General features: G+C 62.1%; 18 protein-coding genes and 1 pseudogene. 6 read left to right on the top strand and 13 right to left on the bottom strand.

Going from position 1 to position 25,149, the window contains the following annotated elements:
- Nucleotides 1-2: 2 nt before the first annotated feature.
- Nucleotides 3-1,142 (top strand): hypothetical protein, encoded by a 1,140-nt coding sequence (locus IPP88_23970; protein MBL0125585.1) that lies wholly within the window; start codon nt 3-5, stop codon nt 1,140-1,142.
- 171 nt (nt 1,143-1,313) lie between these two features.
- Complete coding sequence (locus IPP88_23965; protein ID MBL0125584.1) at nt 1,314-2,081, top strand: energy transducer TonB; 768 nt, start codon at nt 1,314-1,316, stop codon at nt 2,079-2,081.
- Nucleotides 2,082-2,151: 70 nt separating this feature from the next.
- On the opposite strand, the gene rlmM is transcribed toward IPP88_23965, so the two are convergent.
- The gene (gene rlmM, locus IPP88_23960) at nt 2,152-3,249 is read right to left on the bottom strand and encodes a 23S rRNA (cytidine(2498)-2'-O)-methyltransferase RlmM (GenBank protein ID MBL0125583.1); all 1,098 of its coding nucleotides are present in this window, start codon (nt 3,247-3,249) and stop codon (nt 2,152-2,154) included.
- Nucleotides 3,250-3,812: 563 nt separating this feature from the next.
- Between rlmM and IPP88_23955 the strand changes: the two genes are divergently transcribed.
- From IPP88_23955 to IPP88_23940, 4 genes are all read left to right on the top strand, one after another.
- Nucleotides 3,813-5,183, top strand: a complete 1,371-nt coding sequence (locus IPP88_23955; GenBank protein MBL0125582.1) for an MFS transporter — start codon at nt 3,813-3,815, stop codon at nt 5,181-5,183.
- Nucleotides 5,184-5,252: 69 nt separating this feature from the next.
- A complete protein-coding gene (locus tag IPP88_23950; protein ID MBL0125581.1) occupies nt 5,253-5,621 on the top strand; it encodes a hypothetical protein in 369 nt (122 codons plus the stop codon).
- A 35-nt stretch (nt 5,622-5,656) separates the two neighbouring features.
- Nucleotides 5,657-6,256, top strand: a complete 600-nt coding sequence (locus IPP88_23945) for a sigma-70 family RNA polymerase sigma factor (GenBank protein MBL0125580.1) — start codon at nt 5,657-5,659, stop codon at nt 6,254-6,256.
- The gene (locus tag IPP88_23940) at nt 6,253-6,585 is read left to right on the top strand and encodes a DUF5056 domain-containing protein (protein MBL0125579.1); all 333 of its coding nucleotides are present in this window, start codon (nt 6,253-6,255) and stop codon (nt 6,583-6,585) included. Before IPP88_23945 ends, IPP88_23940 begins: the two co-directional genes overlap by 4 nt.
- A 66-nt stretch (nt 6,586-6,651) precedes the next feature.
- Here the strand turns inward: IPP88_23940 and IPP88_23935 are convergent, their stop codons facing one another.
- The 12 genes and pseudogenes from IPP88_23935 to IPP88_23880 form a co-directional block, all read right to left on the bottom strand.
- Nucleotides 6,652-7,638, bottom strand: a complete 987-nt coding sequence (locus IPP88_23935; GenBank protein MBL0125578.1) for a malate dehydrogenase — start codon at nt 7,636-7,638, stop codon at nt 6,652-6,654.
- A gap of 255 nt (nt 7,639-7,893) precedes the next feature.
- Nucleotides 7,894-8,820, bottom strand: a complete 927-nt coding sequence (locus IPP88_23930) for a DMT family transporter (protein MBL0125577.1) — start codon at nt 8,818-8,820, stop codon at nt 7,894-7,896.
- A gap of 25 nt (nt 8,821-8,845) precedes the next feature.
- Nucleotides 8,846-12,859 carry a DUF11 domain-containing protein gene (locus tag IPP88_23925; GenBank protein MBL0125576.1) on the bottom strand — a complete coding sequence of 1,338 codons (4,014 nt, stop codon included), beginning with the start codon at nt 12,857-12,859 and terminating at the stop codon, nt 8,846-8,848.
- Nucleotides 12,763-14,109, bottom strand: a complete 1,347-nt coding sequence (locus IPP88_23920) for a hypothetical protein (GenBank protein MBL0125575.1) — start codon at nt 14,107-14,109, stop codon at nt 12,763-12,765. The genes IPP88_23925 and IPP88_23920 overlap by 97 nt, the downstream gene beginning before the upstream one ends.
- Before the next feature lie 2 nt (nt 14,110-14,111).
- Nucleotides 14,112-14,459: a hypothetical protein gene (locus IPP88_23915; protein ID MBL0125574.1), complete on the bottom strand. Its 348-nt coding sequence runs from the start codon at nt 14,457-14,459 to the stop codon at nt 14,112-14,114.
- Nucleotides 14,428-15,420: a hypothetical protein gene (locus IPP88_23910; protein ID MBL0125573.1), complete on the bottom strand. Its 993-nt coding sequence runs from the start codon at nt 15,418-15,420 to the stop codon at nt 14,428-14,430. Before IPP88_23910 ends, IPP88_23915 begins: the two co-directional genes overlap by 32 nt.
- A 172-nt stretch (nt 15,421-15,592) precedes the next feature.
- A pseudogene (locus IPP88_23905) lies at nt 15,593-15,949 on the bottom strand (DUF11 domain-containing protein).
- Between the two features lie 11 nt (nt 15,950-15,960).
- Nucleotides 15,961-17,475: a DUF11 domain-containing protein gene (locus tag IPP88_23900; GenBank protein MBL0125572.1), complete on the bottom strand. Its 1,515-nt coding sequence runs from the start codon at nt 17,473-17,475 to the stop codon at nt 15,961-15,963.
- Between the two features lie 2 nt (nt 17,476-17,477).
- Nucleotides 17,478-18,473, bottom strand: a complete 996-nt coding sequence (locus tag IPP88_23895; protein ID MBL0125571.1) for a hypothetical protein — start codon at nt 18,471-18,473, stop codon at nt 17,478-17,480.
- An 11-nt stretch (nt 18,474-18,484) separates the two neighbouring features.
- Entirely contained in the window at nt 18,485-18,745 is a 261-nt protein-coding gene (locus IPP88_23890) for a DUF11 domain-containing protein (protein MBL0125570.1), read from the bottom strand.
- Entirely contained in the window at nt 18,649-23,367 is a 4,719-nt protein-coding gene (locus tag IPP88_23885) for a DUF11 domain-containing protein (GenBank protein MBL0125569.1), read from the bottom strand. The genes IPP88_23890 and IPP88_23885 overlap by 97 nt, the downstream gene beginning before the upstream one ends.
- Nucleotides 23,271-25,115: a DUF11 domain-containing protein gene (locus IPP88_23880; protein MBL0125568.1), complete on the bottom strand. Its 1,845-nt coding sequence runs from the start codon at nt 25,113-25,115 to the stop codon at nt 23,271-23,273. The genes IPP88_23885 and IPP88_23880 overlap by 97 nt, the downstream gene beginning before the upstream one ends.
- Nucleotides 25,116-25,149: the final 34 nt, after the last annotated feature.

The following is a 25,149-nucleotide window of genomic DNA, read 5'->3' as shown; positions in this document are numbered from 1 at the left end:
GCATGCCAAGGATCGCGATCCACATTTGCCGCACGTTTTCCTGCACCGGACTGCTGGTGGCGGTAGTGATGATCTTGATGGCGGGCTGCGCGAATAGACGCTTGCCATCATTAAGCCCCGGTGGCCGACCCAGTTCGGACGCAACTTCACCGGCCACGTCGCGCGAGCCCGCTGCCACGTCCGTCCTGCAGCGGCTTGTCGATGAAGCGGCGGCATTGCAGGCGTTCGCGAAGAGTCCGTTGACGCGAAAGTTTCTCGACGCCACCCACGCGCTGCCTTCCATTTCGCCGCGCACCGTTTACGTCAATGAAGTGACGCGGGAATATTTTTCCGGCGCCGAAAAATCCGCACTCCCGGTCGCTGCCCAGAAAAAGCTCGCGGAAATTCAACTCGATGAGTACCGCTATTACTTCACGAAATATGGCTCACCCCTCGCCTACTTGCGACCATTGGAGTTGGCGGCATCCAACGGAATCGGCGACGTCGCGGGAAAACGCATTCTGGATTTTGGCTACGGTGGCATTGGCCACCTTCGGCTGCTGGCCAGCCTGGGCGCGGACGTGACCGGCATTGACGCCGACAGCTATCTTCGCGCGCTCTACTCATCCGGGCGGGATCAGGGCGCCGTGACATCCGCCGCAGGGATGTGGAGAGGCAATGCCGGCAGCATTACCCTGGCGCATGGTCAGTGGCCAAAAGACCCGAAGATAGTTGAACGCGTCGGCCGGGGGTATGACCTGATACTGTCCAAGAACACGCTGAAGAAGGGCTACATCAAGCCCGAACACAAGATCGGCAAACGCCGGCAGATTGAACTCGGCGTCAGCGACGACAGTTTCTTGAAGGCGATCTACAACACACTCGTTCCCGGTGGCAACTTGATCATCTATAACCTGTACCCGAAGCCGCCTGCGGCGCAGGCGGCGTACAACCCACAGGCGGATGCTCGTTCACCCTATACGCGTGAACAGTATGAGAAGGCAGGATTAAAGGTTCTGGCACTCAATGTCGAGGATAATGCCATGGCGCGCAATATGGGTCGCGCGCTCAAATGGGACCGGAATGACAAAGGCGAAGTCATATCGGATCTTGAGAACAATCTTTACGCGATGTTTACCATCGTCGCGAGGCCTTCGCGCTAACCTGGATTCAGCTCCGGGGGGGCTGATCCTGCCTGCGCGCACGGGTGCATTCTGTCGTCATCCACGATTGAACGGAATTTTCGGCAAAATAGGACACTTTTTGGATTGCGCGCGTCCCTGCCGATTGAGCCGCGCGGTTCGATTGCATGAAAACGTTATGAAGGAGAGCGTATGCATGACTTGACACACCACTTCAAGCCCGCGCGATTCACCGCTTGGTCGATGTCGCTCCTGTACGGATTTGCCGCAATCGGCAGCCTGTCCGGATGCGGAAAAAGCGAAAAGATTCCGACGACCGCGGATCGCCTGGCCGCCGTTCTGCAGAAACAGGAAACGCAGCCCGATTTCTATGTGCCCCGAAAAACGGTCGACTACATGGCCGACCTGAAATCGCTCAAGGACGCCCCGGCGCGCATCGAGCCGGCCCCCGTATCGTCGAGACCCGTTCCTGCAAACGCAGCCGACCCAAAACCAGCCGCCCGGGAAAACGCCGCCGCCGCGCCCGAAGCGGCACCTCAGCAGCCCGCGCCTCAACCTGTGCCAACAAATGCACAAACACTTGTTCCAACACCTTCACCAACGCCCGCTCCCCCAGCCACAGCCTCCGCCTCGGCGCCACCCAGCAATGTCGTTGCCAGTTCGGCGCCTACGGCAAGACCCGCACCAAAGCAGGATACGGTTCCCGTCGTGAGCGTAATCAGTCGTGAGCAACCGGAATTTCCGCGCGACGCAATGCGGGCAGGAATTGAAAGCGGCTCAGTGCGCGCGCGCATGACCATCAGCGCCGCCGGCGACGTAACGGACGTTGCAATATTGCAGGCGCAACCAGAGCGCGTTTTCGATCGCTCGGTAAGGTCCGCCCTCGGGCGATGGAAATTCAATGCCGGCGCGGACGGCCGTACGTTTGATACCGAAGTGGGATTCAAGGCCGCGAATTAGCAATTTCCTGATCCGTCAGGTAAAAGGGCACGTTCACGGCGCCCTTCTTTGCGCTATCTTTTTTTGATCCTCAATCGCGCTCGGATCGTGGGATGTAGCGGCAGAATCCGCTTACCTCCTCGCGATCGTGATAAAGCTGCTTGATGCGTAATTCGAATGGCCGCCCGTTCGCTTCCAGCGCCTCGCGAATAATCGCGCGGCAACGCTCGACTTCCTCGAAGCGTTTTTTCATGGGCAGCTTGAGATTGAAAATACAACGGTCAGTCCAGCCTTCACGCATCCACATCGCCACCAGTTGGGCGATACGCACCGGCTTCTCCACCATGTCGCAGACCATCCAGTCGACGGGCTTGCGCGGACGATAGCGGAATCCGTCCTCGCGCAAATGCCGCACCAGCGCGTTGTCGACCAATTCCCCTCGCAGAATGCCGTTGTCAATGGCGGTGACATGCAGGCCGCGATGAATCAATTGCCAGGTCCAGCCGCCCGGCGCGGCGCCCAAATCGACGGCGCGCATTTCCGATTGCAGCAGGCGATCCTCGCTATCGCCCAGGAAAACGTGGAACGCCTCGGCAAGCTTCAGCGTCGAGCGGCTGGGCGCGTCGCGCGGCATGCGCAGGCGCGGAATGCCGTTACGCCATGCCGACGACGAACCCGGGTCGGAAACACCCAGCCATGCCTGACGTTCGGGCGTCAGCAAGACGTGCAACCTTGGCAGCGCGGCGTTCTTGTCGTCGATCAGGCCGGCGCTTGCCAACTGACTGCCGATGCGTATTTCGAGCGTCTGTGCCAGCTTCGACAACGCTTTCCCGTCGTTGGTATCGGGATATTCGATGCGTAACGCGCTGATTTTCTCGACGCCAAATGTTTGTAGAAACGCTTTCGACGCATCCAGAATCGGTGTCACGCGATCGTTGGTGGGCAGCGCAATCGGTTCAGCCGGGGAACGCAAAAACTGACGCGCGAATACCAGCCCGGCCCAGGTAAATTGCGACTGGGCTTTCCTGACATCCCGCCCGGCAAACGTGGCGAGCACATAGCCGCTGGATGGCACGGCTGATATCGCGGAGGGTGTCGCCCCGGCCAAGGCGGACAGCTCGGCGGCCAGATCAGGCTCGAAGCCCGCGCGACAGTAACCGAGCCAGGATGAAGTTGGATTGGATTTCATGCCGCGACTTTAGCTGAAAACGCGCAGGTATAACGCAACGGCGCGTAACGGCGCGATCACATTGCAGAAAGTGAATCGCGTTCAAGCCAATGACAAATTGCCTGCAAGGCTGCGAAGGAAGCGATGTTTGCATCCCGCGCTTCCTCACGCCCGCACGCTGATTTTGCGAGTTTTTGCGAACTGCGTTAACATTCCGGCATCGGGCTTGATTCACGAGGTGTTCCAGATGTCCCACATTCGCAATTGTTTCGCACTGCGCGCGTTGCCGGTTTTCACGGTCGCCCGCGGTGTCACTGCGCACGGTGGATGGGATTGCTTCGATACCCTGTATTCCCCTTCATCATCTCCGCGCGACACCGCACCGCACCGCTGCCCTATGCACGGCAACGCAGCTCAGCACTAGTCCGGTCGCATCCCTTGATGCCCTCGCCGGATTCACGTGGCGGGGAACAAACCGGAAGTTTGACTTCCCCGTCTTTAAATTTGGATTGGCCTCATCGCTTTCTGGCCAATCAGCGCACATTTTTTCATGACCCGTGTGCCAAAAGACTGTTGGAAAAATAATGAACAAGCAAAACAATCCGCAACAGATAGCAACCCCGCATTTACATCAGCGTCGCTGGTGGGAGAGGTACGTCGGCAGTATCTGGCGAAATGGCGATTTCCGCACGCTGTGGATTTCGCTGACCATCACCCATTTCGGCGGGCAGGTGACGTTCCTCGCCTTGCCGTTGACAGCAGCCCTGCTGCTAAACGCAACGCCACTTGAAATGGGCATTCTCACCGCCGTGGAGGCATTGCCGTACACGCTCTTCGGCCTGTTTACCGGCGTATTGATTGACCGGTCGCGAAAACTGCGATTGATCATTCTTGCCGACATCGGTCGTGGCCTCGCGTTGTCGATGGTACCGCTTGCGGCGTGGCTCGGATTCCTGTCGATGTCGGTCCTGTATGTCGTGGGATTTCTGGTCGGCGTGGGCGGGATTATCGGTTGGGCCGCATATCAGGTTTTCATGGCCGAGCGCGTCGGCAACGAACATCTGGTCGAGGCCAACGCGGGAATCGCTTTGTCGGATTCGGCATCGTCGTTGATCGGCCCCGGCATCGCGGGCGCCATCATTCACTGGCTAACCGCGCCATTCGCCATACTGCTTGATGCCATGTCGTTTTTCGCCTCCGCATGGATGTTGCGGAGTATTCCGCCGCACGACAGCGATGCGCCAAAGCTGCGCGCCTCAGGCAAACGCGATGCCGCGCTGGCCGGCATCTGGACCGATGCCAAGGAAGGCCTGAAAATGATTCTGGGCCACGCCGTATTGCGCTCGATCGGTTTCACGCTGATGATCTGGAACATTCTGAAGCATGCCTACCTCGCCATTGTCATTCTGTACGCGACCCGCGACCTGGCACTTTCGCCGGGCAAGATTGGCGCGCTGTTCATGATTGCCGGTGTCGGTTTTCTAGCGGCGTCTGCGACCTGTCAATGGCTGAATCGTCGTTTTGGTGTGGGCTACGTGATGCTCATCGGATTGACGATGACCGGGCTCGCGTGGCTCGCGGTGGCCGGCGTGATCGTAAATGAATGGGTGGCGCTGCAGTTGGGCGCGGCGCTGTTCCTGATGGACCTCGGGGCGATGCTGTTCTTTATCAACTACCTGTCGCTTCGGCAGGCCGCCACACCGGGGCATCTGCGCGGACGTGTTACGTCCACCCTGATCTTTATTTCGGTTTCGCTTGCGCCGGCCGGTTCATTGCTGGGTGGTGTACTGGGCACGTGGCTGGGGTTGCGTCCGACCATCGCTATTTGCGGCGGATGCGGACTGCTGCTCGGGCTGGTGTTGCTGAAATGGTCGCCACTGGGTGAGATGCGCGAGCTGCCCACACCCGAAAAGACCCCAAATATGATTCCAGTGTCACCCGAAATGTCCGCCTGACAAATCCAAAACCTGCGTTGGCTGCGTCATAGGGTGAACGTTAACGCAACTTTGACTCAGGAGACAGAAATGGATTTCGGGCACACGATCATTGCGGGCTTGGCAATCACCTTGGGAATCTGCGCTCCGGTCGCTCTCATTGGACTGATACTTTGGTACAAATCGCGCAAAACGCGAATGATTCACGAAACCGCGTTGCGCCTGGCAGAAAAGGGCCAGCCGGTCCCGCCTGAACTTTTCATGGGGGCCGACGAGCCGTTTTCTGACCTGCGCCGTGGCGTGGTGTTGCTGGCACTGGGCGCGGGCCTCGCGCTGTTCATGGTCCAGTCGGATGGTCCGTGGAGCCTCGGCCTGATTCCCATTTTCATGGGCGCGGGCTATCTGGTGGTATGGAAACTCGAAGCAGGTAAAGACAAGGGCCGTGTACCTTCGCCTTAGCAGGCTGACTTCAACTCGCCCACCAATTCACTTCCATGCCCTCCATCCGTCGCCACGGTGACGACCCCGCCGGATTTGCCGACAACGACCTGATCGGACGCATACTGCTACGGGATGACCGAAACGCCTTTACGGAGCTCGTGCGGCGTCATCAATCACAACTGCGAGCATCGCTACGCAGGATGACCGGAGGTAATGTCGAACTGTCAGACGATATTGCCCAGGAGACTTTCATTCTGGCCTGGCGAAACATCAAATCTTTTCGTTACGAAGCAAAATTCTCGACCTGGCTGTACCGTATTGCTTTCAATGCCTGGCAATCGGGCGTGCGCAAGAAACACGAATTCGCCGTAAGTGAAGCGGACGCGCCGGAGGCGGAACCTGTCCCGCCGGAATCAGAACGTACGGGCATCCAGATGGATCTGGCGCGGGCCATGGTCGGACTAACGGCTGGCGAGAGAAATGCCATCCTGCAATGCTATTACAACGATCTTTCACATGAAGAAGCGGCATACGTGCTTGGCATCCCTCTCGGCACCGTCAAGACCAATATACTGAAGGCCAAGGAAAAGATGCGCGTGAGACTGAGTGACTACTCGACTCAGCAGAAGTTGACCCAAGGAGTTGCCGCATGAATATGATCAAAGACCCGCTCGACGAATGGCTGAAAGCCGACGCGATGACCCAACGCGATCAATACATCGACGACGCCGGCTTTAGCTTGCGGGTACTGGACAATCTGCCCGTCAAGTCACCAATTTCGCCCGCGATGCGCATCGCGATTCCATTCGGATTCACGATGGTAGCGGCAGTTTTCGTCGCACTTTTTGCCGGGGGTGGCAATTTCATGATCGACGCGGTGATGGATATCGCCACCAGCAGTATGACGAAATCCGCCATTGCGTTTCTTGCGATTGCCAGCATCGCGGTCGCCGTCTCAGTTGCCGCGGCGAACGATATCTGACTGGAAACCGCGCAGAAAAAAGCCGCCGGATTTGCATCCGGCGGCTGATTCACTTGTGGCAGCGGGTTATTTCAACAAGTGCGCAACGCCTGCTCGCTCGTCTTCCAATTCCTTCAACGTGGCATCCATCTTCCCGCGCGAGAATTCATCGATTTCGAGGCCTTTAATGACGGTGTACTTGCCGTTCTCACAAGTGACCGGCACGCCATACATCACACCATCCGGGATACCGTAGCTGCCATCGGATGGCACGCCCATGGTGACCCATTTGCCGTTGGTGCCCATCACCCAATCATGAATGTGGTCAATGGCGGCATTGGCGGCTGACGCGGCGGAAGATAGACCGCGCGCTTCGATGATCGCGGCACCACGTTTGCCGACAGTCGGCAGAAAGGTATTGCGATACCACTCCTGGTCGTTCACCACTGCAGGCGCAGGTGAGCCAGCGATCGTGGCGAAGCGATAGTCCGGATACATGGTGGGGGAATGATTGCCCCACACGATTAATTTCTCGATCGAATCGACGGGCTTGCCTGTCTTGCTCGCCAGTTGGGAACGTGCCCGATTGTGGTCAAGACGCAGCATTGCGGTGAAATTCTCACGTGGCAGACTCGGCGCGGATTTCATGGCGATATATGCGTTTGTGTTAGCGGGATTTCCCACGACCAACACTTTTACGTTGCGCGAAGCCACGGCATCCAGTGCGCGGCCTTGCACGGTGAAGATTGCACCATTGGCCTCAAGCAGGTCCTTGCGTTCCATACCTGGCCCACGAGGGCGGGCGCCGACCAGGAGCGCGACATCGACGTCCTTGAATGCGCCCATCGCATCTGAATGCGCCGACATACCTGCCAACAGCGGGAAGGCGCAATCGTCCAGTTCCATCATCACGCCTTTCAGCGCCTTCTGCGCTTTTTCGTCGGGAATCTCCAGTAGTTGCAGGATCACGGGCTGATCCTTGCCTAACATTTCGCCGGATGCGATGCGGAATAGCAGGCTGTAGCCAATCTGGCCGGCGGCGCCGGTTACAGCAACGCGCATGGGTTTTTTCATTGGAAAACTCCGATTGAGGGGTGGAAACGTTTAACGATTCAATTGCGTTCAATTATACAAAATCATGTACTGCGCTGCGTCATCAACTGGAATGAGGCAATTCAAAAAAAGCACTCGACGGGCATGCCAAAACGAAACACTGGTGCGGTGTTTCAGCCATTTTCGCCTTGGGAACCTCGTCCGTTATTGAGTTACATCAAACGATGCGTTGTAAAACCCGCCAAAAAAACGTTACGACACCGCTATGGCCAAGTCTCACCCTTTCTTCAGGCCGATGGCCAGAACGCCAACCATCACCAGCAAGGCGCCCACAAGTTGGATGAATGTAATCGGCTCGCCAAGAAAAACGCTGCCCATGAAAATAGTGGCAATCGGACCGATGGAACTCATCATCGCAGCATTTGACGAACCGACCCGCCGCATGCCTTCGGCCATCATCACCACGGGGAGAACCGTGGAAAACAATGCCATGAACCCCGTCAAAATCCACACGCGGGACGATTGACCGGTGAGCAAATGCAGGTCCCGGGTCATAAAAAAGTGCAGCATGATTGCAAACGCCGAAAAAATCGAAGCGTATGCCGCAAACCGCACGGCGCCAACGCGCCTGATCATTTGCCCGCCGCTCACCAGGTAGCCCGCATACAGGATCGCCGAGACCAGCACCAGCGTGCCGCCCAGCATTACATTTTCGCGATCGACACGGAGATCATTGGTGAAAACCAATGCGATTCCCGCGTAACTGATGACGAGCGCAAAAATGTCCCCTGCCTCAATGCGATAGCTGAGCAGAAGCGCGGAGATAATCACAACAATCGTCGGATTCAGGAACAAGATGAGCCGCTCAAGCGCGGCGCTGATATACAAGAGCCCCCAGAAATCAAACAGGCTGGCCCCGTAGTAACCCATCAGACCGATACCGATTAGCAGCAACCAGTCGCGCTGACTCAACGAATACACGGCGTCCCTTGATGACCACCATGCAATGAGCGCGAACAGCGGCAACGCGAGCCCCATACGCATCGTCAACAGGGTCACAGGATCAACACGCACAATGGTCGCAAGATCCCCGTACGCAAGCTTGACGAATATCGCCTTTGCGGAAAATGCGACTGCGGAGATGATAACCAGCGCGGCGCCTACGATATCCGGCCGCGTAGACGAGCCTGCAGGATCCGTCACATCAACTCAACGATATGTTGCGCACTCATTGAACGGTTACGCGGAATGTCACACTCCCGTTCAGGCTGGCATTCAATGATCCGCCGAGGGTCCATTGGATATTGCCAGCCCCTCCAGCCAATGGTTGGACACTGACTGCACAGGTTGTGATCGCGGCCGGCAGCGGTGCCCCGCAACTGGCAACGCTGAAGTTGGTGAATGCCGGCGTGTTATCGCTGATGATGATCGACGATAGCGCCGTGCTTGAGCTGTTGCTGTAGGCAATGATGTATTCGAGCACGTCTCCAGGACGGGCGGTGTTTGATGTGCCCACTGTGCCACCCTGCGTGACGTTTCGCACTGACTTGTTGAGCACCAGTCCTGCGCCGCCCGTCGCGCCAACCGTGGTGACATCCTGGCGCGTATAGGTGGCGCTTGACCCGACCGCCGGTACAAAGTTCGCCGAGACAGTTATCACGTCTTGCGCGTTATATGGCACGGCTGCCGGGATGTTTGATTTAACGATGATACAAACCTGATCGCCCGGAATTACAGCGACGCTGCCAGTCAGCTCTGTTGCTCCATCGGCTGCATCAAGCACGCCATTGCAGTTTGTATCTCGATAGATTTGCACACCCCAACCAGCTACGACCGGCGTTGGCGCATTCGAGCTGGTGAAATTGACGGATCCCGCAACGCCCGCGTTGAAAACGTGCGTATAAAGTACGCTGGTGCCCGGCAATCCGGTTTGCGCGCCATCAGTCAGGAATGTGTTCACTGCCATGCCCGACACCGGAACATTGAGTGTGGCACTGTTGTTTCCCGTGTTTACACCTGGTTCATTGCCGCCCGATACGATTGCGGTATTGGTTACGCCAGGTACCGCATTGCTTGCCACATTGACGTTGATGGTAATCGGATTGCCGACGGCACCCACCGCCATGATGGTCGAACTGGTGCAAGTCACGGTTTGCGCGACATTGACACAAGCCCAGCCCGTTCCGCCCGAACCGGCCGCAACATACGCGAGGCCGGCAGGCAAGGTATCGACGATCGTGATCATTCCAGTCGTCGGCGCGTTTCCTGAAGTATTGTTGGGGGTCAGCGTGAAACTCGCCGTACCGCCGACAGCAAAGGTGCTGGTACTCGTTTTAGTCAGGCGAAGGTCAGGCGCGAGCACGGTGGTAGTCACCACAATCGACGTATTGTTTCCTGCACCGATACGGCCTGGATCGTCCGGATCGGTGATCCCTGCAGGAACGATCGCCGTCGCGCTATTTGCCAATGTGCCCGTTTGCGGTGCGGTTCCCTGTATGGTGAAGGTCACACTGGACCCGGCAGGCAAAGTTGTTATGGCACTGGTCACTGTATTCCCGGCAACATTGACCACTCCGCAGGTGGCGCCGCCTATCGGTGACCCACAGCTTGCCGTCACGGCCGTCACATCTGCCGGCACCACATCCGAGAAATTCGTCAGATCTGCGGCATCCGGGCCGGCATTGGCGACCACCACGGTGTACGTAAAATTGGTACCCCACAACACGTTTGCAGGGCCGGCCTTTGTGACCGACACGTTTGCGACCGGATTCACACCAAGCGTGGCCGACGCCGACACCACGTTGTTACCTGCGTTGGTCGTCAATGCGCCTGCGGCAATCGTGTTGACGTAGCTTCCGGTGGTGGGCGACGTCACATCGATCTGGAACGTGCATGATCCGCCTCCCGGCACAATTCCGGCAGTCAATGTGACGCTTCCAGGTGTACTGGTCACTACGCCACCCGCGCAGTTGGTGGACGTGTTTCCAGCTCCTGATCGGACCATGCCGGCGCCAGGACTAATTGGGAACGTGTCGGTCACGTTCACAACGGAGATCGGTCCCGCATTGGGATTCGTGATTGTCACCAGTAGCGTCGAGACACCGCCAGAATTAATCGGCGAAACGCTGAAGGTCTTGGCAACCGTTGGCGCCGCAGCCAGAACCGTCAGATTGGCGGTATTGGATACCACGCCGGTGACCGCCTCAGCGCTGGAAATCCCCGATGCTGTGTTCGGATGAACGCCGGGCGTATTGCTGACAACCACAACCGTCACGGTACAACTTCCGCTCGCCGGTATGGTGAGGCCCGCAAATAATAGGCTCGTCTGGCCAGTGTTCAGCACATTACTACCAACGCCGGGACAACTACCGCCAGCTGCGCCAGCCGCGTTCACGGCCATGTTCGTCAACGTATCGCTGAACCCGGCGCCAGTAAGCGGAATAGAGTTGGGATTAGTCAGCGTAAAGCTGATGGTGCTCGTTGTCCCGATAGAAATACTTGCCGGTGCAAATGCCTTGGTGATCGTCGGGCTGGCCGTCGTCACAACCACGCAACTTGCGGTCACACCGTTTGCGACATTGCTCGTTGCCCCGATGTTGGCGGCGGCATTTGTAAACGCTACCGGGCTACCTGCACAACTTGCATTGACCTGGCCTGCTGTGTTCCGGACTTGAATATCAATCGCGCAGGATAATTGGCCACTCAACATGGTTGCGCCGGTCACCGCGATGCTTCCACTTCCGTTGACGGCGCTGGTGACCGTCACAGCGTTGGCACAAGTCGATGTACCTAGAACCCCACCTGCGGCGACACGAACCCCCGCTGGCAAAGTGTCGGTGAAATTAATGCCTGACTGTGCTGGATTTGTGCCGTAGTTCGTCAGCGTAAATCTCAGCGTCGTGGTCGAGCCATCAACAAATGATGCCGGCGTGAATGATTTCGTCAATACCGGTGCACCCGCATTCACCACCACGCATTGGTTGGCAACACCGTTAGTAACGTTTGACACACCCGTAATATTCGCCGCACCGTTGGTAAAAGCGGCAGGATTGGCAGCACAACTTGCATTGACCTGACCAGCGCGATTTGTCACTGCCGCAACCGTGATCGTGCAAGCGACAGTTCCATTGGCCATCGCCATACCGGTGATTGCGATAATGTCCGGCGCTCCCTGAGTTATCGTGCTGCTGCCACTGCAGCCTGCGCCAAAATTCACAGCTGGGGTCGCACTGGTGAACTGCAGGCTCGACGGCAGGCTTTCCGTAAATGCAATGGCACTCTGTGCTGGGTTGGTGCCCGAATTGGTCAGTGTAAAGACCAAATTCGCGTTGGCCCCATCGCCGAAAATACCCGTACTCCAGCCCTTGGTTAGTGTCGGGGGAATCCTGATCACCGTCAGACACTGGTCAGTGCCCGCGACAGTCGCGCCGGTCGCCGTCACACTGCTCAAAAAATTGGTCTGCGCGGCATTGGGACACGCGCCGATTTCTCCGGCGGTATTGGTCAATCCGGCGATCGTCACCGTACAGTTCACCGTACCGTTGCTCATCGCCAAGCCCGTAAGCCCCGACAGGATCTTGGTCGCGAAAGCGTAGGACGCCGTGGCTGGCCCACTGCAGCCGGAACTATAGCTCACTGCAGGTGTTGCACTGGTAAACCTAAGCCCGGCAGGCAACGTGTCGCTCACCGCGAGTCCACTCTGCGCAGGGTTGGTGCCGGTGTTGGTCAGGGTGAAGATGAGGCTGGTGCTGGCCCCGTCCGTGATGCCGGCCGCACCGAAGGTCTTGGCCACGCCCGGGTTGGTCTTGGTCACGCTCAGACATTGGTCGGTCGATGCGTTGGTCGCGCCTGTCGTGGTCACGCTCGCCGCCAGGTTGGTCTGGGCGGCGTTCGGACAGGTACCGGTCTGGCCGGTCGCGTTGCTGATGCCGGCCACCGTGATCGTGCAGCTGGCCGTGCCGTTGGCCATCGCCACTCCGCTCAATCCGGACAGTACCCGCGTGCCGCTGTTGTAGGCCGCCGTCGCCGGCCCGCTGCAGCCAGCACTGTAGGCGACCGCCGGGGTGGCGCTGGTGTTCGTCAACCCGGCAGGCAAGGTGTCGCCCACGCTGATGCCGCTCTGCGCCGGGTTGGTGCCGGTGTTGGTCAGGGTGAAGTTGAGGCTGGTGCTGGCCCCGTCCGTGATGCTGGCCGCACCGAAGGTCTTGGCCACGCCCGGTTGGTCTTGGTCACCGTCAGACACTGGTCGGTCGAGGTGTTGGTCGCGCCCGTGGTGGTCACGCTTGTGGCCAGATTGGTTTGCGCAGCGTTCGGACAGGTGCCGGTCTGGCCGGTCGCGTTGGTCAAGCCCGCTAGCGTGACCGTGCAGCTGGCCGTGCCGTTGGCCATCGCCACTCCGCTCAATCCGGACAGTACCCGCGTGCCGCTGTTGTAGGCCGCCGTCGCCGGCCCGCTGCAGCCAGCACTGTAGGCGACCGCCGGGGTGGCGCTGGTGTTCGTCAACCCGGCAGGCAAGGTGTCGCCCACGCTGATCCCGCTCTGCGCAGGGTTGGTGCCGGTGTTGGTCAGGGTGAAGATGAGGCTGGTGCTGGCCCCGTCCGTGATGCTGGCCGCACCGAAGGTCTTGGCCACGCCCGGGTTGGTCTTGGTCACGCTCAGACATTGGTCGGCCGATGCGTTGGTCGCGCCTGTCGTGGTCACGCTCGTGGCAAGGTTGGTCTGGGCGGCTACTGGGCAGGTACCGGTCTGGCCGGCGGTGTTTGTAACACCAGCCAGTGTCACGGTGCAGGACGCCGTGCCGTTGGCCATCGCCAGTCCGGCCAACCCACTCAGCAAATGCGTACCAATATTGTAGGACGCCGTGGCTGGCCCGCTGCAGCCGACGCTATAGCTCACCGCAGGCGTCGCACTGCTCAGGTCGAGCCCGGCAGGCAAGGTGTCGCTCACCGCGAGTCCACTCTGCGCAGGGTTGGTGCCGGTGTTGGTCAGGGTGAAGATGAGGCTGGTGCTGGCCCCGTCCGTGATGCTGGCCGCACCGAAGGTCTTGGCCACGCCCGGGTTGGTCTTGGTCACGCTCAGACATTGGTCGGTCGATGCGTTGGTCGCGCCCGTCGTGGTCACGCTCGCCGCCAGGTTGGTCTGGGCGGCGTTCGGACAGGTACCGGTCTGGCCGGTCGCGTTGCTGATGCCGGCCACCGTGATCGTGCAGCTGGCCGTGCCGTTGGCCATCGCCACTCCGCTCAATCCGGACAGTACCCGCGTGCCGCTGTTGTAGGCCGCCGTCGCCGGCCCGCTGCAGCCAGCACTGTAGGCGACCGCCGGGGTGGCGCTGGTGTTCGTCAACCCGGCAGGCAAGGTGTCGCCCACGCTGATCCCGCTCTGCGCAGGGTTGGTGCCGGTGTTGGTCAGGGTGAAGATGAGGCTGGTGCTGGCCCCGTCCGTGATGCTGGCCGCACCGAAGGTCTTGGCCACGCCCGGTGCCGTCGCGGTCACGGTCACGCAACTGGGGAAATGCCGCTGGTGATATTCGCAATAGTGCCGATGTTTCCTGATGCATTGGTAAACGCCACCGGATTTCCGACGCAACTGGCATTTATTTGCCCGACCGCGTTGGTGACTTGGACATCAATGGTGCAGCTCGCTTGCCCAAGCGCCATAGATGCGCCGGTAACAACAATCGATCCACTGCCATTTGTCGCAACCGTTACCGTTGCGGCATTGGCGCATGATGAACTGCCCAGCACGCTACCCGCCGCAACACGAATGGCCGCAGGCAACGTGTCAGTGAAATTGATTCCGGAGCGGGCCGGGTTAGTGCCTGAATTGTTCAGGGTGAATCTCAATGTTGTCGTGCCGCCGTCGATGAAGGTTGCCGGCGTGAATGCCTTCGTCAGGGATTAATGTATCCTGATTTACCGTCAGACATTGGTCGGCCGATACGTTGGTCGCGCCCGTCGTGGTCACGCTCGCCGCCAGGTTGGTCTGGGCGGCATTCGGACAGGTACCGGTCTGGCCGGTCGCGTTGCTGATGCCGGCCACCGTGATCGTGCAGCTGGCCGTGCCGTTGGCCATCGCCACTCCGCTCAATCCGGACAGCACCCGCGTGCCGCTGTTGTAGGCCGCCGTCGCCGGCCCGCTGCAGCCGGCACTGTAGGCCACCGCCGGCGTGGCGCTGGTGAGCGTCAGCCCGGCAGGCAAGGTGTCGCCCACGCTGATGCCGCTCTGCGCCGGGTTGGTGCCGGTGTTGGTCAGGGTGAAGATGAGGCTGGTGCTGGCCCCGTCCGTGATGCCGGCCGCACCGAAGGTCTTGGCCACGCCCGGGTTGGTCTTGGTCACGCTCAGACATTGGTCGGTCGATGCGTTGGTCGCGCCCGTCGTGGTCACGCTCGCCGCCAGGTTGGTCTGGGCGGCGTTCGGACAGGTACCGGTCTGGCCGGTCGCGTTGCTGATGCCGGCCACCGTGATCGTGCAGCTGGCCGTGCCGTTGGCCATCGCCACTGCGCTCAATCCGGACAGTACCCGCGTGCCGCTGTTGCAGGCCGCCGTCGCCGGCCCGCTGCAGCCAGCACTGTAGGCGACCGCCGGGGTGGCGCTGGTGTTCGTCAACCCGGCAGGCAAGGTGTCGCCCACGCTGATCCCGCTCTGCGCAGGGTTGGTGCCGGTGTTGGTCAGGGTGAAGATGAGGCTGGTGCTGGCCCCGTCCGTGATGCTGGCCGCACCGAAGGTCTTGGCCACGCCCGGGTTGGTCTTGGTCACGCTCAGACATTGGTCGGTCGATGCGTTGGTCGCGCCTGTCGTGGTCACGCTCGTGGCCAAGGTTGGTCTGGGCGGCTACTGGGCAGGTGCCAATTTGACCGCCTGTATTCGTCAATCCGGCGATCGTCACCGTACAGTTCACCGTACCGTTGCTCATCGCCAAGCCCGTAAGCCCCGACAGGATCTTGGTCGCGAAAGCGTAGGACGCCGTGGCTGGCCCGCTGCAGCCGGCACTGTAGCTCACCGCAGGCGTCGTACTGCTCAGGTCGAGCCCGGCAGGCAAGGTGTCGCTCACCGCGAGTCCACTCTGCGCCGGGTTGGTGCCGGTGTTGGTCAGGGTGAAGATGAGGCTGGTGCTGGCCCCGTCCGTGATGCTGGCCGCACCGAAGGTCTTGGCCACGCCCGGGTTGGTCTTGGTCACGCTCAGACATTGGTCGGCCGATGTGTTGGTCGCGCCCGTCGTGGTCACGCTCGCCGCCAGGTTGGTCTGGGCGGCGTTCGGACAGGTACCGGTCTGGCCGGTCGCGTTGCTGATGCCGGCCACCGTGATCGTGCAGCTGGCCGTGCCGTTGGCCATCGCCACTCCGCTCAATCCGGACAGTACCCGCGTGCCGCTGTTGTAGGGGCCGCCGTCGCCGGCCCGCTGCAGCCAGCACTGTAGGCGACCGCCGGGGTGGCGCTGGTGTTCGTCAACCCGGCAGGCAAGGTGTCGCCCACGCTGATCCCGCTCTGCGCGGGGTTGGTGCCGGTGTTGGTGAGCGTGAAGATGAGACTGGTGCTGGCCCCGTCCGTGATGCTGGCCGCACCGAAGGTCTTGGCCACGCTCGGGTTGGTCTTGGTCACGCCCAGACATTGGTCGGTCGAGGTGTTGGTCGCACCCGTGGTGGTCACACTCGTGGCCAGGTTGGTCTGGGCGGCGTTCGGACAGGTACCGGTCTGGCCGGTCGCGTTGCTGATGCCGGCCACCGTGATCGTGCAGCTGGCCGTGCCGTTGGCCATCGCCACTCCGCTCAATCCGGACAGTACCCGCGTGCCGCTGTTGTAGGCCGCCGTCGCCGGCCCGCTGCAGCCAGCACTGTAGGCGACCGCCGGGGTGGCGCTGGTGTTCGTCAGCCCGGCAGGCAAGGTGTCGCCCACGCTGATCCCGCTCTGCGCAGGGTTGGTGCCGGTGTTGGTCAGGGTGAAGATGAGGCTGGTGCTGGCCCCGTCCGTGATGCTGGCCGCACCGAAGGTCTTGGCCACGCCCGGGTTGGTCTTGGTCACGCTCAGACATTGGTCGGTCGATGCGTTGGTCGCGCCTGTCGTGGTCACGCTCGTGGCAAGGTTGGTCTGGGCGGCTACTGGGCAGGTGCCAATTTGACCGCCTGTATTCGTCAATCCGGCGATCGTCACCGTACAGTTCACCGTACCGTTGCTCATCGCCAGGCCCGTAAGCCCCGACAGGATCTTGGTCGCGAAAGCGTAGGCCGCCGTGGCCGGCCCGCTACAACCGGCGCTGTAGCTCACCGCGGGCGTCACACTGCTCAGGTCGAGCCCGGCAGGCAAGGTGTCGCTCACCGCGAGTCCACTCTGCGCCGGGTTGGTGCCGGTGTTGGTCAGGGTGAAGATGAGGCTGGTGCTGGCCCCGTCCGTGATGCTGGCCGCACCGAAGGTCTTGGCCACGCCCGGGTTGGTCTTGGTCACGCTCAGACATTGGTCGGTCGATGCGTTGGTCGCGCCCGTCGTGGTCACGCTCGCCGCCAGGTTGGTCTGGGCGGCGTTCGGACAGGTACCGGTCTGGCCGGTCGCGTTGCTGATGCCGGCCACCGTGATCGTGCAGCTGGCCGTGCCGTTGGCCATCGCCACTCCGCTCAATCCGGACAGTACCCGCGTGCCGCTGTTGTAGGCCGCCGTCGCCGGCCCGCTGCAGCCAGCACTGTAGGCGACCGCCGGGGTGACGCTGGTGTTCGTCAACCCGGCAGGCAAGGTGTCGCCCACGCTGATCCGCTCTGCGCAGGGTTGGTGCCGGTGTTGGTCAGGGTGAAGATGAGGGCTGGTGCTGGCCCCGTCCGTGATGCTGGCCGCACCGAAGGTCTTGGCCACGCCCGGTGCCGTCGCGGTCACGGTCACGCAACTGGGGAAATACCGCTGGTGATATTCGCAATAGCGCCGATGTTTCCTGATGCATTGGTAAACGCCACCGGATTTCCGACGCAACTGGCATTTATTTGCCCGACCGCGTTGGTGACTTGGACATCAATGGTGCAGCTCGCTTGCCCAAGCGCCATAGATGCGCCGGTAACAACAATCGATCCACTGCCATTTGTCGCAACCGTTACCGTTGCGGCATTGGCGCATGATGAACTGCCCAGCACGCTACCCGCCGCAACACGAATGGCCGCAGGCAACGTGTCAGTAAAATTGATTCCGGAGCGGGCCGGGTTAGTGCCTGAATTGTTCAGGGTGAATCTCAATGTTGTCGTGCCGCCGTCGATGAAGGTTGCCGGCGTGAATGCCTTCGTCAGGATTAATGTATCCTGATTTACCGTCAGACATTGGTCGGCGGATGCGTTGGTCGCGCCCGTCGTGGTCACGCTCGCCGCCAGGTTGGTCTGGGCGGCATTCGGACAGGTACCGGTCTGGCCGGTCGCGTTGCTGATGCCGGCCACCGTGATCGTGCAGCTGGCCGTGCCGTTGGCCATCGCCACTCCGCTCAATCCGGACAGTACCCGCGTGCCGCTGTTGCAGGCCGCCGTCGCCGGCCCGCTGCAGCCAGCACTGTAGGCGACCGCCGGGGTGGCGCTGGTGTTCGTCAACCCGGCAGGCAAGGTGTCGCCCACGCTGATCCCGCTCTGCGCAGGGTTGGTGCCGGTGTTGGTCAGGGTGAAGATGAGGCTGGTGCTGGCCCCGTCCGTGATGCTGGCCGCACCGAAGGTCTTGGCCACGCCCGGGTTGGTCTTGGTCACGCTCAGACATTGGTCGGTCGATGCGTTGGTCGCGCCCGTCGTGGTCACGCTCGCCGCCAGGTTGGTCTGGGCGGCGTTCGGACAGGTACCGGTCTGGCCGGTCGCGTTGCTGATGCCGGCCACCGTGATCGTGCAGCTGGCCGTGCCGTTGGCCATCGCCACTCCGCTCAATCCGGACAGTACCGCGTGCCGCTGTTGTAGGCCGCCGTCGCCGGCCCGCTGCAGCCAGCACTGTAGGCGACCGCCGGGGTGGCGCTGGTGTTCGTCAACCCGGCAGGCAAGGTGTCGCCCACGCTGATCCCGCTCTGCGCAGGGTTGGTGCCGGTGTTGGTCAGGGTGAAGATGAGGCTGGTGCTGGCCCCGTCCGTGATGCTGGCCGCACCGAAGGTCTTGGCCACGCCAGGTTGGTCTTGGTCACGCTCAGACATTGGTCGGCCGATGCGTTGGTCGCGCCTGTCGTGGTCACGCTCGTGGCAAGGTTGGTCTGGGCGGCTACTGGGCAGGTGCCAATTTGACCGCCTGTATTCGTCAATCCGGCGATCGTCACCGTACAGTTCACCGTACCGTTGCTCATCGCCAAGCCCGTAAGCCCCGACAGGATCTTGGTCGCGAAAGCGTAGGACGCCGTGGCTGGCCCGCTGCAGCCGGCACTGTAGCTCACCGCAGGCGTCGCACTGCTCAGGTCGAGCCCGGCAGGCAACGTGTCGCTCACCGCGAGTCCACTCTGCGCCGGGTTGGTGCCGGTGTTGGTCAGGTGAAGATGAGGGCTGGTGCTGGCTCCGTCCGTGATGCTGGCCGCACCGAAGGTCTTGGCCACGCCCGGGTTGGTCTTGGTCACGCTCAGACATTGGTCGGCCGATACGTTGGTCGCGCCCGTCGTGGTCACGCTCGCCGCCAGGTTGGTCTGGGCGGCGTTCGGACAGGTACCGGTCTGGCCGGTCGCGTTGCTGATGCCGGCCACCGTGATCGTGCAGCTGGCCGTGCCGTTGGCCATCGCCACTCCGCTCAATCCGGACAGTACCCGCGTGCCGCTGTTGTAGGCCGCCGTCGCCGGCCCGCTGCAGCCAGCACTGTAGGCGACCGCCGGGGTGGCGCTGGTGTTCGTCAACCCGGCAGGCAAGGTGTCGCCCACGCTGATCCCGCTCTGCGCAGGGTTGGTGCCGGTGTTGGTCAGGGTGAAGATGAGGCTGGTGCTGGCCCCGTCCGTGATGCTGGCCGCACCGAAGGTCTTGGCCACGCCCGGGTTGGTCTTGGTCACGCTCAGACATTGGTCGGCCGATGCGTTGGTCGCGCCCGTCGTGGTCACGCTCGCCGCCAGGTTGGTCTGGGCGGCGTTCGGACAGGTACCGGTCTGGCCGGTCGCGTTGCTGATGCCGGCCACCGTGATCGTGCAGCTGGCCGTGCCGTTGGCCATCGCCACTCCGCTCAATCCGGACAGTACCCGCGTGCCGCTGTTGTAGGCCGCCGTCGCCGGCCCGCTGCAGCCAGCACTGTAGGCGACCGCCGGGGTGGCGCTGGTGTTCGTCAACCCGGCAGGCAAGGTGTCGCCCACGCTGATCCCGCTCTGCGCAGGGTTGGTGCCGGTGTTGGTCAGGGTGAAGATGAGGCTGGTGCTGGCCCCGTCCGTGATGCTGGCCGCACCGAAGGTCTTGGCCACGCCCGGGTTGGTCTTGGTCACGCTCAGACATTGGTCGGCCGATGCGTTGGTCGCGCCTGTCGTGGTCACGCTCGTGGCAAGGTTGGTCTGGGCGGCTACTGGGCAGGTGCCAATTTGACCGCCTGTATTCGTCAATCCGGCGATCGTCACCGTACAGTTCACCGTACCGTTGCTCATCGCCAAGCCCGTAAGCCCCGACAGGATCTTGGTCGCGAAAGCGTAGGACGCCGTGGCTGGCCCGCTGCAGCCGGCACTGTAGCTCACCGCAGGCGTCGTACTGCTCAGGTCGAGCCCGGCGGGCAACGTGTCGCTCACCGCGAATCCACTCTGCGCAGGATTGGTGCCGGTGTTGGTCAGGGTGAAGATGAGGCTGGTGCTGGCTCCGTCCGTGATGCTGGCCGCACCGAAGGTCTTGGCCACGCCCGGGTTGGTCTTGGTCACGCTCAGACATTGGTCGGTCGATACGTTGGTCGCGCCCGTCGTGGTCACGCTCGCCGCCAGGTTGGTCTGGGCGGCGTTCGGACAGGTACCGGTCTGGCCGGTCGCGTTGCTGATGCCGGCCACCGTGATCGTGCAGCTGGCCGTGCCGTTGGCCATCGCCACTCCGCTCAATCCGGACAGTACCCGCGTGCCGCTGTTGTAGGCCGCCGTCGCCGGCCCGCTGCAGCCAGCACTGTAGGCGACCGCCGGGGTGGCGCTGGTGTTCGTCAACCCGGCAGGCAAGGTGTCGCCCACGCTGATCCCGCTCTGCGCAGGGTTGGTGCCGGTGTTGGTCAGGGTGAAGATGAGGCTGGTGCTGGCCCCGTCCGTGATGCTGGCCGCACCGAAGGTCTTGGCCACGCCCGGTGCCGTCGCGGTCACGGTCACGCAACTGGGGGAAATGCCGCTGGTGATATTCGCAATAGCGCCGATGTTTCCTGATGCATTGGTAAACGCCACCGGATTTCCGACGCAACTGGCATTTATTTGCCCGACCGCGTTGGTGACTTGGACATCAATGGTGCAGCTCGCTTGCCCAAGCGCCATAGATGCGCCGGTAACAACAATCGATCCACTGCCATTTGTCGCAACCGTTACCGTTGCGGCATTGGCGCATGATGAACTGCCCAGCACGCTACCCGCCGCAACACGAATGGCCGCAGGCAACGTGTCAGTGAAATTGATTCCGGAGCGGGCCGGGTTAGTGCCTGAATTGTTCAGGGTGAATCTCAATGTTGTCGTGCCGCCGTCGATGAAGGTTGCCGGCGTGAATGCCTTCGTCAGGATTAATGTATCCTGATTTACCGTCAGACATTGGTCGGCCGATGCGTTGGTCGCGCCCGTCGTGGTCACGCTCGCCGCCAGGTTGGTCTGGGCGGCGTTCGGACAGGTACCGGTCTGGCCGGTCGCGTTGCTGATGCCGGCCACCGTGATCGTGCAGCTGGCCGTGCCGTTGGCCATCGCCACTCCGCTCAATCCGGACAGTACCCGCGTGCCGCTGTTGTAGGCCGCCGTCGCCGGCCCGCTGCAGCCAGCACTGTAGGCGACCGCCGGGGTGGCGCTGGTGTTCGTCAACCCGGCAGGCAAGGTGTCGCCCACGCTGATCCCGCTCTGCGCAGGGTTGGTGCCGGTGTTGGTCAGGGTGAAGATGAGGCTGGTGCTGGCCCCGTCCGTGATGCTGGCCGCACCGAAGGTCTTGGCCACGCCCGGGTTGGTCTTGGTCACGCTCAGACATTGGTCGGCCGATGCGTTGGTCGCGCCTGTCGTGGTCACGCTCGCCGCCAGGTTGGTCTGGGCGGCGTTCGGACAGGTACCGGTCTGGCCGGTCGCGTTGCTGATGCCGGCCACCGTGATCGTGCAGCTGGCCGTGCCGTTGGCCATCGCCACTCCGCTCAATCCGGACAGTACCCGCGTGCCGCTGTTGTAGGCCGCCGTCGCCGGCCCGCTGCAGCCAGCACTGTAGGCGACCGCCGGGGTGGCGCTGGTGTTCGTCAACCCGGCAGGCAAGGTGTCGCCCACGCTGATCCCGCTCTGCGCAGGGTTGGTGCCGGTGTTGGTCAGGGTGAAGATGAGGCTGGTGCTGGCCCCGTCCGTGATGCTGGCCGCACCGAAGGTCTTGGCCACGCCCGGGTTGGTCTTGGTCACGCTCAGACATTGGTCGGTCGATGCGTTGGTCGCGCCTGTCGTGGCCACGCTCGTGGCAAGGTTGGTCTGGGCGGCTACTGGGCAGGTGCCAATTTGACCGGCGGTGTTCGTCAATCCGGCGATCGTCACCGTACAGTTCACCGTACCGTTGCTCATCGCCAGTCCGGCCAACCCACTCAGCAAATGCGTACCAATATTGTAGGACGCCGTGGCTGGCCCGCTGCAGCCGGCACTGTAGCTCACCGCAGGCGTCGCACTGCTCAGGTCGAGCCCGGCAGGCAACGTGTCGCTCACCGCGAGTCCACTCTGCGCAGGGTTGGTGCCGGTGTTGGTCAGGGTGAAGATGAGGCTGGTGCTGGCTCCGTCCGTGATGCTGGCCGCACCGAAGGTCTTGGCCACGCCCGGGTTGGTCTTGGTCACGCTCAGACATTGGTCGGCCGATACGTTGGTCGCGCCCGTCGTGGTCACGCTCGCCGCCAGGTTGGTCTGGGCGGCGTTCGGACAGGTACCGGTCTGGCCGGTCGCGTTGCTGATGCCGGCCACCGTGATCGTGCAGCTGGCCGTGCCGTTGGCCATCGCCACTCCGCTCAATCCGGACAGTACCCGCGTGCCGCTGTTGTAGGCCGCCGTCGCCGGCCCGCTGCAGCCAGCACTGTAGGCGACCGCCGGGGTGGCGCTGGTGTTCGTCAACCCGGCAGGCAAGGTGTCGCCCACGCTGATCCCGCTCTGCGCAGGGTTGGTGCCGGTGTTGGTCAGGGTGAAGATGAGGCTGGTGCTGGCCCCGTCCGTGATGCTGGCCGCACCGAAGGTCTTGGCCACGCCCGGGTTGGTCTTGGTCACGCTCAGACATTGGTCGGCCGATACGTTGGTCGCGCCCGTCGTGGTCACGCTCGCCGCCAGGTTGGTCTGGGCGGCGTTCGGACAGGTACCGGTCTGGCCGGTCGCGTTGCTGATGCCGGCCACCGTGATCGTGCAGCTGGCCGTGCCGTTGGCCATCGCCACTCCGCTCAATCCGGACAGTACCCGCGTGCCGCTGTTGTAGGCCGCCGTCGCCGGCCCGCTGCAGCCAGCACTGTAGGCGACCGCCGGGGTGGCGCTGGTGTTCGTCAACCCGGCAGGCAAGGTGTCGCCCACGCTGATCCCGCTCTGCGCAGGGTTGGTGCCGGTGTTGGTCAGGGTGAAGATGAGGCTGGTGCTGGCCCGTCCGTGATGCTGGCCGCACCGAAGGTCTTGGCCACGCCCGGGTTGGTCTTGGTCACGCTCAGACATTGGTCGGCCGATGCGTTGGTCGCGCCTGTCGTGGTCACGCTCGTGGCAAGGTTGGTCTGGGCGGCTACTGGGCAGGTGCCAATTTGACCGGCGGTGTTCGTCACACCGGCCAGTGTCACGGTGCAGGACGCCGTGCCGTTGGCCATCGCCAGTCCGGTGAGCCCTGACAGGATCCTAGTCGGGAAAGCGTAGGCGGCCGTCGCAGGCCCACTACAGCCGACGCTATAGCTCACTGCAGGTATTGCACTCGTAAGTCTCAATCCCGCCGGCAACGTGTCACTCACGCTGATTCCACTCTGCACAGGGTTGGTGCCGGTGTTGAAAAGGGTGAAAATGAGGCTGGTGCTGGCCCCGTCGGTAATGCTGGCCGCTGCGAAGGTTTTTCCGACATTGGCACGTTGAACATTGAGCGTCTGATCGGTCACATTGTTCGATAGATTTGCAGAGACTCCGCTGATACTCGAATTGGTGGGACCGTTGACGTAGATGCCGGCGGTTACACCAGTTATGGAAACTGTGATGGTGCAAGTTGTCCCCGCGTTGACAGCTGCATTGTTTATCGAGATTACATTCCCTCCCGTCACAGTGACGTTGCCTCCGCCACATTGCGGGGTCGATGCCGTGGCGATCAATGATCCGGCACCCGTCAACGTGTCGGTGAAGCCCAGGGCGGTACGATTCACCGCACCCGCTGCGCTGTTGTCGACAGTGAAGGTGAGGGTTGTTGTCTGGCCGACTCCGATGGTCTGCGGATTAGCTCCAAAGGATTTGGTCAGTACGGGTGTCGGATTGACCGTGTCCGGCCCATCGACAGCGCAGCCTTCGCTCGGCACATTGGTGCCGGTACACACGCCCGCCGTGGCCGGTGTCGGCGCCGCCGGGTTGGTGGGGTCGCCGCCACCACCCACTTTTGCCGGGTTGGTCAGCGTGCCGGTGGTGCCGGCGCTGATGCCCGGCGTGAAGCTGAAGATGCTGTTGCCGGCCGCAGCGATGGCGGTGGCGCTGGTGCAGGTGATGTTTTGTCCGGCGGCGGTACAGCTCCAGTTGGCCGCCTGGGCGCCCCCCAGCGTGACCGCGCCCGCCGCGATGGTCATGCCCGCCGGCAGCACGTCGACCACGGTGATGGTGCCGCTCGTGGCTACGTTGCCGCTGTTGCTGACGGTGAGTGTGTAGGTGGTGGTGCCGCCAGCGGTCACGCTGGCGCTGCCGTTGCTCTTGGCCAGCCCCAGGCTGGGCGCGTTGACCGTGTCCGGCCCATCGACAGCGCAGCCTTCGCTCGGCACATTGGTGCCGGTACACACGCCCGCCGTGGCCGGTGTCGGCGCCGCCGGGTTGGTGGGGTCGCCGCCACCACCCACTTTTGCCGGGTTGGTCAGCGTGCCGGTGGTGCCGGCGCTGATGCCCGGCGTGAAGCTGAAGATGCTGTTGCCGGCCGCAGCGATGGCGGTGGCGCTGGTGCAGGTGATGTTTTGTCCGGCGGCGGTACAGCTCCAGTTGGCCGCCTGGGCGCCCCCCAGCGTGACCGCGCCCGCCGCGATGGTCATGCCCGCCGGCAGCACGTCGACCACAGTGATGGTGCCGCTCGTGGCTACGTTGCCGCTGTTGCTGACGGTGAGTGTGTAGGTGGTGGGCCGCCAGCGGTCACGCTGGCGCTGCCGTTGCTCTTGGCCAGCCCCAGGCTGGGCGCGTTGACCGTGTCCGGCCCATCGACAGCGCAGCCTTCGCTCGGCACATTGGTGCCGGTACACACGCCCGCCGTGGCCGGTGTCGGCGCCGCCGGGT

This window comes from Betaproteobacteria bacterium (genome assembly GCA_016720925.1).
Taxonomy (GTDB): domain Bacteria; phylum Pseudomonadota; class Gammaproteobacteria; order Burkholderiales; family Usitatibacteraceae; genus UKL13-2.
The sequence above is the reverse complement of the archived record's forward strand: the minus strand, read 5'-3'. Positions and strand labels throughout refer to the sequence as shown.